Genomic DNA, 8,714 nt, shown 5'->3' with positions numbered 1-8,714 from the left:
GAATCACCACGCCAACGACGAGGGGCCCTGCCTCGTCACCACACCTGCTGACCAGCCCATTTCACCCTTCAGCACAGGATGAAAGAGGCTCAGTGAGAACGTGGCCGAATATGAAGTCGGCGAGTCGGCGGCGGCTGTGTCAGTGAAGGCCGTAGATGACCGGCTGATCGACGAGCTGGTGAGCCGGGCCCCGGCCCGAGTACCTGCAGTTGACCGGCGAGGACGGGCTTGCTGCGGCTGCTGGAGTCCGCCCTGGAGGGCCGGATCGCCGGCCCGCTGTCCACCCCGTACGGCAGGCTCCTCCCCACCGACAACCTAGTCGCCGGCTGCGCACCAAACTTGAGCGCATCAGCCCCCAGCACTCCCTCGAGCTCGCCCAGCCACAGCACGCGCGGGAACTGGCGGAAGAGAATGCCGAGTACCTGGAAGAACAGCTGCGGGACGTGCGAACACATCGAAGCGGCGGACGCTGAAGGCCCTCATGCCTGCCTCGGAACGCCCCTCCATCCCCTCCGTCCCCAGCCAGGTCTGCGCAGAATCCCTGGTAACGCCGGAGCGCCGACGGTGGGCGCCGCACCTGATGGAGTGAGCCGCCAGCTGGGCGCTCGCGACCCGCATTCCACGCTCTCGCCTGAGCGTAACCGCTGAACCCACAAGCACGCCGACGAGCGGTTCAGGTCGCCCGGGTGTTTGATAAGTCGGGTGGGTTGCAGGATTGAGGCCTCGGTTGGGCCGCCATCTGACGGTGAAGGGAACTCGTTGCCCACCCACGTGCTGTTCGAGCTGCGCCGCCGCTGGCGCCGGCCGTGGCCCGGTCCCTGGACACCAAGATCGTGCTGTGGGCTTCCGGTGTCTTCCTGGCCGGCGGCAGTGCCTTCATCACCGCGATCGAGTGGGCCAACCCCGCCACCCTGGGCCCGCTGGACGTGCCCGGGAAGCTGCTGGCCGGGTCCTTCCGGGCGTCATGCCGCGTACCGCAGTTCAACAGCATCGATACCTCTCAGATGAACCCCGCCAGCTGGCTGGGCACGGACGTCCTGATGTTCATCGGTGGCGCCAGCGCCGGCACCGCCAGTGGTATCAAGGTCACCACCTTCGCTGTGCTGTTCTTCGTCATATATGCCGAGATCCGTGGCGAGGGGGGCGGTCAACCTCTTCCATCGCCGCCTGCACGGCGATCTCCAGCGTCAGGCCCTGACGGTGGTGCTGCTGTCCGTGGCCACCTCCACCGTGGCCTTCATGGTCTTCTCCGACCAGAATCTGGACCAGTCGCTGTTCGAGGTCACCTCCGCGTTCGCCAGCGTTGGCCTCTCCACCGGAATCACCGCCGGCCTGCACCCTGGCTTGCAGCTGCTGCTGATCGCGTTGCTGTTCATCGGCCGCCTCGGTCCCATCACCGTCGCCTCCTCACTCGCCCTGCGCACCTGCGTCCGCCTGTACGACCTTGGGAAGGAGCGACCCGTCATTGGCTAGGAAGACAACCCCCAAGAAGCGGCGTACGAACGCCCAGGGCTCTGTCGTCGTCAACGATCGCCCTGGCCCTGGAACTCGTCGACGATGACAGCGAAGCCCTCGGCATCGACGAGAACGCCGAAGTCGTCCAGGCCCTCTCCGGCTCCCTCACCCACGCCGTGCGGGCCGACTTCACCAAGGAGGACGCCCTGCGCCAGCTCGCGGTCCACGAATTCGACCGCGCTGTCGTCGCCATCGGCACCGACCTGGAAGCCAGCATCCTCACTGCCTCGCTGCTGGTCTCCTTCGGCATCGAGAACGTGTGGGCCAAGGCCATCAGCGAAGCTCACGGGCGCATCCTCACTCAGCTCGGCGTCCACCACGTGGTTTACCCCGAGCACGACATTGGCCGGCGTGTCGCCCACCTCGTTCGGGGCCGCATGCTCGACTACATCGAGTTCGAGGAACGACTTCGCCATGGTGAAAACCAATCCGCCCGCCGACATCGTCGGCCTGCCCCTGTCGAACAGTGGCGTTCGCTCCCGCTACGGCGTCACCGTCGTCGCCATCAACCGCCCCGGCGAAGGCTTCACCTACGCCACCGCCGAGACCTTCGTGGAAGCGGACGACACCCATCATCGTCGCCGGCCACACCCGAGCAATCGAACGCTTTAGCGAACTCCAGTAGGGCAGGCAAACGGCAGACAACGGCCTCCCCCGTGGGGCCTGGTCAGGCCCCTTCGTACACCCAGGCTCGGCCGGTCTGCCGGTACTCCTCCACCGGGATGGGGTCGACTCCGGTTCGCATCCGGGCGGTGTAAAGCAGGCCGTCGAGGTGGTCGATCCCGTGGTCGATGAGGCGGGCGAGGCCGCGTTCGTACACGGTCGTCACCGTCTCGCAGGTCAGGGCTGTGGTCTCCACCGTGATCTTCAGGGGGCGGGGGACGAGGCCGCGGACGTCGAAGAAGCTCAGACAGTCCTCGTACTGCTCGTCCATCTCCTCGGACTGGGTGGTGATCCGCGGGTTGAGAAGGATGATGGCGGCGGCGTCGCCGGGCGGCTGGACGACGGCGGCGGTGCGTGCGATGCCGATCTGCGGGGCGGCGATGCCCATGCTAGGTCTTCACGGCTGGGGTCAATCTCGATCTTGAGCAGGGTGTGCCATACGCGGTTCGCCATGAGCGGGGTCGCTCCCCTCGGGCGTAGGAGCAGGGCCATCCACGGTAGACCCCGCATCTGACACCGACTCGGGAATTTTCACACCCGGCCGCAGCCACTACCCGGCAACCGGCCCGCGTACATGATCGCCAGCACCGTCAGCGGCTGGGTGTCGTGGCCGATCAGGATGACCGCAGCGACGTGCCCGCGGGCAACGGTCCGCACCACGCCGTCGTCCTGCCCGTACGGCTCCGAGTGCGCGAGCGGGTCCTCCTGGGCGTCGACCAGGCACACGGCCAGGTCCCGGCGCGCGGGGTCGGGAGCTGCTTGTAGGTGTCGAAGATGTCGCCGGGGAGGTGGAGGCGGTAGGTCACGCCGCTCCCCGGCCACGCTCGTCATGCCGGTGCTCGCCGCGGCCGGACCCGGCATCGCGAAGGACATCCGCTGTCCGGTCTTCCGCGCCGGTCAGTTCCTCTGACGGCCGGCCGGTGGCCTTCATCATGATGCGCGCCGCTTCGATCCGGTGCTCGGCGGCCTGGAGGGTCTCGGCCGCCGACGCCCACCGGTCCAGCACGGAGGGCAGCTGCTCGATCGGGGTCAGGTTCACGTCCGTCAGCAGCTGCTGCCGCAGCGCCGAGTGCGGAAGGGCATGGTGGAGCCGGTCCACCGTCCAGTCCTCACGAGCCACGTCAACCTCCCCGGATCGATGCTGCGGTACTCCAGACTACGCGCCGGCAGTCACTCGCCGGTCCAGTTGCCGCTCAACTTCCAGTCATCCCCAGCACGCTGAGACGGCAACGCCATGTGCATCACATGATCGTCGTCCATCACGAGAGCCCCATTGGCGTGGAGCTGATGGATGTACCAGGCTGCCCCGTCATCTGTGATCACAGACTTGGGAGCCTCGAGGTCCGCTTCCGGGTGCCTCGCGGCCATGTCAGCGACGGTCGCCGGGTCCGAAATGGAAGCGGCGACCTGATCGATCCGGACCTGGGTCATCATGCCGGGCTTGCCGGGGACGGCCATGTGCATCACGCCCTTGCTGAGCTGCATGTCAAGGTAAACAGCAGCTAGGGGCACGTGCCCACCGTATCGAGGGCCCAGCTTCGTCACCCGGTCAAGCAGGTCTTTGGTGTCGTCCGTGAGCCGGTCATCATGGGCAGCGGGGTGCTGGAACGTGTCCCTCGCCTGTTCTGGGACGCGAATCCACTCCTCGTACGGGCTGAACGGCGGCTGGAGCTGGTAGAGCCGGCACTCTTCGCTGCTCCGGATGGCCAGTCGGCGAGCGCGTTCACGTGCGAGTTTCTTGTCCCGGGCAAACCGGTTCTTCTTCGACACAGGCGACACCCTACGGCTGGCGCCGCCGCCGTGTCGTCGATTCCGCAAAGCGGGTGACAGCCTCCTGCTCCCAGCCATACCAGCGGACCTGCGCGTCATCAGAACGCCCCGCTTCAGCAGATAGCGCCTCTACGCTGACGGCATGACGTTGACTCCTGACGAGCGGAAGCTGCTCGAGCTCATCGTCCAGGCGCCGGAGCCGATGGCCATGTCCAGCTTCTTCCACGGCATCTACCCGCCGGACTTCCCCGGCAGCGCCCCGGAGGAGGACCCAAGGCGCGTGAAGTGGCAGAACCATCAGTTCAGCCTGTACGGCGCTTCGATCAGTTTGTGGGAGCAGGGTTTGGTGGAGGTCGTACACCCTGCCAACGGCGAACGGCCGGACTTGGTGTCGGTCACCCAGGCCGGCCGTTCTGCGCTCTCCTGATCAGTCGCCTCGGCGGATGGTGATCCGGTGCTCGTCGAAGTGCTGACGGTCGGGCACGAGGTGGAACCGCTCGTGGCCCTTCAGGTCTTCGGGGGCCACCGCTTCGCGTGCTGTGCCGCGCTCGAGCCGGATGTCTCCCAGCTCAACGAGGCGGGCCATTCCGCTGCGGACGTCGTCCTCGTCGAACTCCGTCGCGTTTGCCAGGCGGTCCACGGAGGTGAAGACCTCGTCCGGACGGTGCAGGTCTTCCAGCAGGTGCTCGATGAGGGCGCTCTCGATCGGTCCGAGGTCCCAGATCCTCCGCATCGACGCGAGCCCAGCGCGGTCGGCCTCGGGAACGTCCAGGACGTCTTCGGGGATCGGGAGGGGGTCCGGCATGCTCCAGACGCCGTCCTGCTGTGTGGCAATGCCGAGCGCGACCATGGTGTCGGCCAGCTCGCGGATCGTCGTCGGCACCGGCAGGCCAGCGGCGCGGAGCATCCCTTCACACGTGGCCCGGTGAGCTGCGGAGTCACGACGAAGCTCGTCCTTCTCATCCTCGGTTTCCGCCTCTCCCGGCTCATCACCCAGCCACATGACCGGGGAGTCGAGGGTGTCCCCGTCCCGGCAGAAGAAGGCGTCCAGCCGGTCGCCGAGCACCTCGCGTGTCACGTCGTCGATGGTGCCGCTCAGGCCCCGGGGCGTGGCGGTGCCGAAGAGCATGCACAGCATCATCGACTGGTGCTCGGGCAGGGAGCTCAGCCAGCCGCTGCGGAACCAGCCAGTTTCCCCGCCAGGGCCAGCGGTAGCCGGACAAAGGAGCTCGCCTTTGTGTATCAACGGGCGCCCGTACCCCTCGGAGGGCAACGAGTCCCATTCCGTCCACGCGCCGTCGCGCGGCACCATGAACAGCGGACGCGACCGGAGGACCTCACCGACCAGTTGCGCGCGCATGACCATCCCGGATCATCCGGTGCTGCGTAGCCAACGGGCATGTAGCGAAAGTGCACGTCCATCGCCTCGGCATACGCGATTGCATCGCTTTCCAGCTCCGACAGGTCTCTCCCGACCAGTTGGAGACCGTCGTACGCGATCTGAGGTCCGTGTACGGCATCGGCAGCGATGCAGAACAGCCCCACAGCCTGGCTCACATAGGCCGTGACGGCAGGCGATGAAGGAGTCACTCCGCGACGGTGGACTTCGACCTTCCAAGTCGGCGTGAAGATCGCGTGGTTACGTGCACAATCGCTGCCCTTCGTCTGGCCGAGCATCTCAGCCGCCTCGACTACTTCGTCGACGGTCATCCCGAACCGGAGCGGTCCGACGCCGACAGCCGGCGAATAGGACCACTCGTCCCGTTCGCCAACCCCGGTCTTAAACCCCATAGTCTCTCCTCTAGAGACACCTGAGACTTGCTGGTACCCATCATGTCAATCGCAGACCAGCGGACTGCTGGGTGCGGCCAAGCTCGCGCATATCACTCAGCGCGAGTCCCATCTGGGCTCGGCCGCGAATACGCGACACCTGAACATGCGAGCTCACCAGTCCCGAGGCCCTACATCGCCCAGAGCCCTTCGGCCCCACAGCCGGACCTGGTGCTGCTCCACGACGGCGGTCACACCAGCCGTGTCCCGTGGTCGGCGGCGGGGGAACTGTGCCGACTCGTGAGCAGCGCGACGTAACCCCCGGCGAACCGCCACCACGCCGCGCCCGGGCGCCTACCATGACGGCAAGACCCCGCATGCGGGGTACGGCCGGCCCGGGGAGGCTGCTGTGGCACTGCCGATCGACGTGGAAGACGGTCCGCACCGTCCGGACTACCCGCCGAAGACCCCGCCACCGCCGAAGAAACCGGTCGAGGCGCCGCGCCCGGAGACGCGTCACGACCCCGCCCGCCCCGGAACTGGGCCGGGTGCCGCCATGGCGGCGCAGCCCCGGCTCCGCGCGCGGATCGCGAACCGCCGCGCCGCGAACTGGACCCTCGCCGCCGCCCCGTGGGCCCACGCGTCCGCCGGCCCGAAGGCGTCGCGGAACGTCGCCGAGAAGCTGGCCGACTGGGGTTACCGCCCGGCCCGCGCCGAACACGCCGCCGCGCTGACGGCCCGGCTCGTGAACGCGGCGCTCGAGGACGACGGTGCCCGAATCAGCGTCCACCTCGCCGACCAGGACCAGCAGGCCCTCATCCTCATCCTGTCCCACCAGCCCGCACAGGACACCCCCGACGAGCAGTTCCTCCACGACCTGGCCGCCACCGGTGTCGTCTCCTGCGGCGTCGACACCGACCGCGACGGCGCCGGCCGCCGCCGCTGGGCCCTCATCGACCTCTAACCCCGCGGGCTACACGACGGCGTCGTCCTGGTCTTCCATCTCGTCGAGGTAGCCGCCCATCGCGGCCATCGGCGCCCCTGCGGCGCGCAGCGCGTGGTTCGCGGCCTTGACCGCTTCCTCGGCGTTCAGCAGCCCTCGCAGCGCCGTGGACACCCCGTCACCCGGGTTGCTGCCGTCGGCCATGCGGATCGTCTGCTGCTCCTCGAGCTGCTGCAGCCCGCGCCGTAGCTGCTGCAAGGCCTGGGGGAGGCGGTCGGTGAGGCAGACGAGTCCCTCCACCGTGCTGGACAGGTTCGCCGGCGCGGCGCCGCGGAAGCCGTGCTCGCCGTCGAACGCGGACACCTGCTGGGTCCGGTGGTTCAGCGCCCGGATCTCCTCGGCAGCGGCGTACGCGATCGCCTGTGGGTCACGGTCCAGGTCCACGGGCGGGGGTCCCTCGAGCTGGTGCGGGCACTGCTGGCGAGTATCGCAGCGACCACCGACAGCCCGGAACGCACAAGTGCCCCCGGTCCAGAGCGGGCGGATTCAACAAATCGTCGCAACGCGGGGGTCGTCGTTCAGGAGCCTGGCGAAGCGCTCGGCTGGGGAGTCCCAGCCGAGCGTCTTCCGAGGCCTGGAGTTGAGCTCGGCAGCGGCGGCGTCCAGGTCTTCCCTGGTGTACTTCATCAGGTCCTCGTTCGAGCCGCGCTGCCACGGGCTGTGGGGCTCACAGAAGTACACCGGCACGCCGGTCGCAATCGAGAAGGCGAAGTGATGCGCCATCTCCACCCCCTGGTCCCACGTCAAAGAGCGCTTCAGATGTAGCGGGAGGGGCTTCACAGCCTGCACAAGTGCGTCCTGCATCAGGTCCGGCCTGCAGCCGTGCGGAAGGTGCACGAGCACCGTGTAGCGGGTACTGCGCTCGACCAGCGTGCCGATCGCGGAGCCGTACTTCGCACCGACGATCAGATCCCCCTCCCAGTGCCCGGGAGTGGATCGGTCGACGGGCTCGAAGGGACGCTGGCTGATCATGACCATTGGGTACGAAAAGCGTGATTGCCGCTGGTCAGGATGCCGACGCCGCTTCCGCATCGAGCGGCCGGTACGGAGACGCCGGCTGGTCTCGCGCCACAGCCCCCCTCTGGCTCGGGCATACAGGGTGCGATAGATCGTCTCGTGCGTTACGTGCATCTCCGGTCGGTCCGCGAACTGCCGCCGGAGGATGTTCGCGATCTGCTCTGGGCTCCACTTCTCATCCAAGCGCGCTTGGATGAAATCCCGCAGCTCAGAGCATGCCTCGATCCGCCGCGCCTTGGGCCGCGCCCGCCGCGTTGCAGCGCGCCTGTGAGCGGCAAAAGGGCGGTAGTATCCCGGGTTGCTCGGCTTGAAGTTGGGGGTGCAGTTGCGGCGGATCTCGCGGCTGACGGTCGACGGGCTACGCCCCAGCTCTGCCGCGATCGACCGGATGGATTTCTTCTCCCTCCACAGGTCAGCGATCCTGATGCGCTCCTCCTCCGAGAGGTAGCGGGGAGAGATAGACCGCCCCCGTGACGAGACTTCGTCCTCCCCGAGGGGATGAGGGATGAAGATCCGTTTCTCGCCTGTCAGCGGCTGGACCGCGGGCCGCGTCCGCTTGCCGGGCAGCTTCGTCGTCTTGATCCGTGCGCTGCGTCCGTTCCGCCACTCACGCCCCGTCCTGGGGTTGATGCCGACAATGCGACTGGCCTCTGCGTTGCTCACCCCCTGGCCAAACGAGCTCAAGGAACTTCTGCTCGTCTGCCAGGGGGCGGCCGGGACCGCCTCTATAGATTCGATCTTGCTCCATCGCATTCCCGCCGTTCGGGCGTTGCGACGATCATTAGAACCCAAGGCGCGGAGGCGGGGGCACGAAGGGCGGGGCTGACAAGGCGTACACCGGGTGGTGAACCCGCCCGGGCCGGATCGTACCCGGCATCTAGTCGGTGGTCGGCTCCCCGCGCAGCGCCTTGCGTACCTGCTCGCCGGACAGGCCGATGGTGCGGGTGATGGTGTCGCGGTCGATTCCGCGGGCGTG

Annotated in this window: 11 protein-coding genes and 1 pseudogene; 5 read left to right on the top strand and 7 right to left on the bottom strand. The window is 67.7% G+C overall.

Features of this window, described 5'->3' with window-relative positions; genetic code table 11:
* Window positions 1–1,131: 1,131 nt before the first annotated feature.
* The 3 genes and pseudogenes from ACZ6C1_RS38075 to ACZ6C1_RS38065 all read left to right on the top strand — a co-directional run bounded on the left by ACZ6C1_RS38075 (window position 1,132) and on the right by ACZ6C1_RS38065 (window position 2,127).
* Window positions 1,132–1,473, top strand: coding sequence for a potassium transporter TrkG (locus ACZ6C1_RS38075; protein ID WP_469247637.1), 342 nt, complete (start codon window positions 1,132–1,134; stop codon window positions 1,471–1,473).
* Window positions 1,425–1,787: pseudogene (locus tag ACZ6C1_RS38070) on the top strand (NAD-binding protein); the annotation flags it as partial. The gene ACZ6C1_RS38075 and the pseudogene ACZ6C1_RS38070, both read left to right, overlap by 49 nt.
* A gap of 142 nt (window positions 1,788–1,929) precedes the next feature.
* Window positions 1,930–2,127 (top strand): cation:proton antiporter regulatory subunit, encoded by a 198-nt coding sequence (locus tag ACZ6C1_RS38065; RefSeq protein ID WP_469247636.1) that lies wholly within the window; start codon window positions 1,930–1,932, stop codon window positions 2,125–2,127.
* A 55-nt stretch (window positions 2,128–2,182) separates the two neighbouring features.
* Here the strand turns inward: ACZ6C1_RS38065 and ACZ6C1_RS38060 are convergent, their stop codons facing one another.
* From ACZ6C1_RS38060 to ACZ6C1_RS38045, 4 genes are all read right to left on the bottom strand, one after another.
* Window positions 2,183–2,566 carry a peptide deformylase gene (locus ACZ6C1_RS38060; protein ID WP_469247635.1) on the bottom strand — a complete coding sequence of 128 codons (384 nt, stop codon included), beginning with the start codon at window positions 2,564–2,566 and terminating at the stop codon, window positions 2,183–2,185.
* Between the two features lie 143 nt (window positions 2,567–2,709).
* Window positions 2,710–2,904 carry a hypothetical protein gene (locus ACZ6C1_RS38055; RefSeq protein WP_469247634.1) on the bottom strand — a complete coding sequence of 65 codons (195 nt, stop codon included), beginning with the start codon at window positions 2,902–2,904 and terminating at the stop codon, window positions 2,710–2,712.
* Window positions 2,905–2,980: 76 nt separating this feature from the next.
* Window positions 2,981–3,298, bottom strand: coding sequence for a hypothetical protein (locus ACZ6C1_RS38050; RefSeq protein ID WP_469247633.1), 318 nt, complete (start codon window positions 3,296–3,298; stop codon window positions 2,981–2,983).
* Between the two features lie 50 nt (window positions 3,299–3,348).
* A complete protein-coding gene (locus tag ACZ6C1_RS38045; RefSeq protein WP_469247632.1) occupies window positions 3,349–3,948 on the bottom strand; it encodes a hypothetical protein in 600 nt (199 codons plus the stop codon).
* A gap of 142 nt (window positions 3,949–4,090) precedes the next feature.
* Here ACZ6C1_RS38045 and ACZ6C1_RS38040 point away from each other — a divergent pair, with 142 nt between their 5' ends.
* A complete protein-coding gene (locus ACZ6C1_RS38040; protein WP_469247631.1) occupies window positions 4,091–4,375 on the top strand; it encodes a hypothetical protein in 285 nt (94 codons plus the stop codon).
* On the opposite strand, the gene ACZ6C1_RS38035 is transcribed toward ACZ6C1_RS38040, so the two are convergent.
* Window positions 4,376–5,260 carry a DUF6042 family protein gene (locus ACZ6C1_RS38035; protein WP_469247638.1) on the bottom strand — a complete coding sequence of 295 codons (885 nt, stop codon included), beginning with the start codon at window positions 5,258–5,260 and terminating at the stop codon, window positions 4,376–4,378.
* An 867-nt stretch (window positions 5,261–6,127) separates the two neighbouring features.
* Here ACZ6C1_RS38035 and ACZ6C1_RS38030 point away from each other — a divergent pair.
* Entirely contained in the window at window positions 6,128–6,682 is a 555-nt protein-coding gene (locus ACZ6C1_RS38030; RefSeq protein WP_469247630.1) for a hypothetical protein, read from the top strand.
* Window positions 6,683–6,691: 9 nt separating this feature from the next.
* Here ACZ6C1_RS38030 and ACZ6C1_RS38025 read toward each other — a convergent pair whose 3' ends face one another.
* Window positions 6,692–7,105: a hypothetical protein gene (locus ACZ6C1_RS38025; protein WP_469247629.1), complete on the bottom strand. Its 414-nt coding sequence runs from the start codon at window positions 7,103–7,105 to the stop codon at window positions 6,692–6,694.
* Between the two features lie 102 nt (window positions 7,106–7,207).
* Complete coding sequence (locus ACZ6C1_RS38020) at window positions 7,208–8,491, bottom strand: IS30 family transposase (protein WP_469247628.1); 1,284 nt, start codon at window positions 8,489–8,491, stop codon at window positions 7,208–7,210.
* Window positions 8,492–8,714 lie beyond the last annotated feature (223 nt).

Source organism: Streptomyces sp. NPDC041796 (assembly GCF_055590785.1).
The sequence above is the reverse complement of the archived record's forward strand: the minus strand, read 5'-3'. Positions and strand labels throughout refer to the sequence as shown.

Bases quoted from the DNA above. Each gene is read 5' to 3' on its own strand.
- ACZ6C1_RS38065 (WP_469247636.1), top strand. From the start codon at position 1,930: ATGGTGAAAACCAATCCGCCCGCCGACATCGTCGGCCTGCCCCTGTCG.
- ACZ6C1_RS38060 (WP_469247635.1), bottom strand. From the start codon at position 2,566: ATGGGCATCGCCGCCCCGCAGATCGGCATCGCACGCACCGCCGCCGTC.
- ACZ6C1_RS38040 (WP_469247631.1), top strand. From the start codon at position 4,091: ATGACGTTGACTCCTGACGAGCGGAAGCTGCTCGAGCTCATCGTCCAG.
- ACZ6C1_RS38035 (WP_469247638.1), bottom strand. From the start codon at position 5,260: ATGGTGCCGCGCGACGGCGCGTGGACGGAATGGGACTCGTTGCCCTCC.
- ACZ6C1_RS38020 (WP_469247628.1), bottom strand. From the start codon at position 8,491: ATGCGATGGAGCAAGATCGAATCTATAGAGGCGGTCCCGGCCGCCCCC.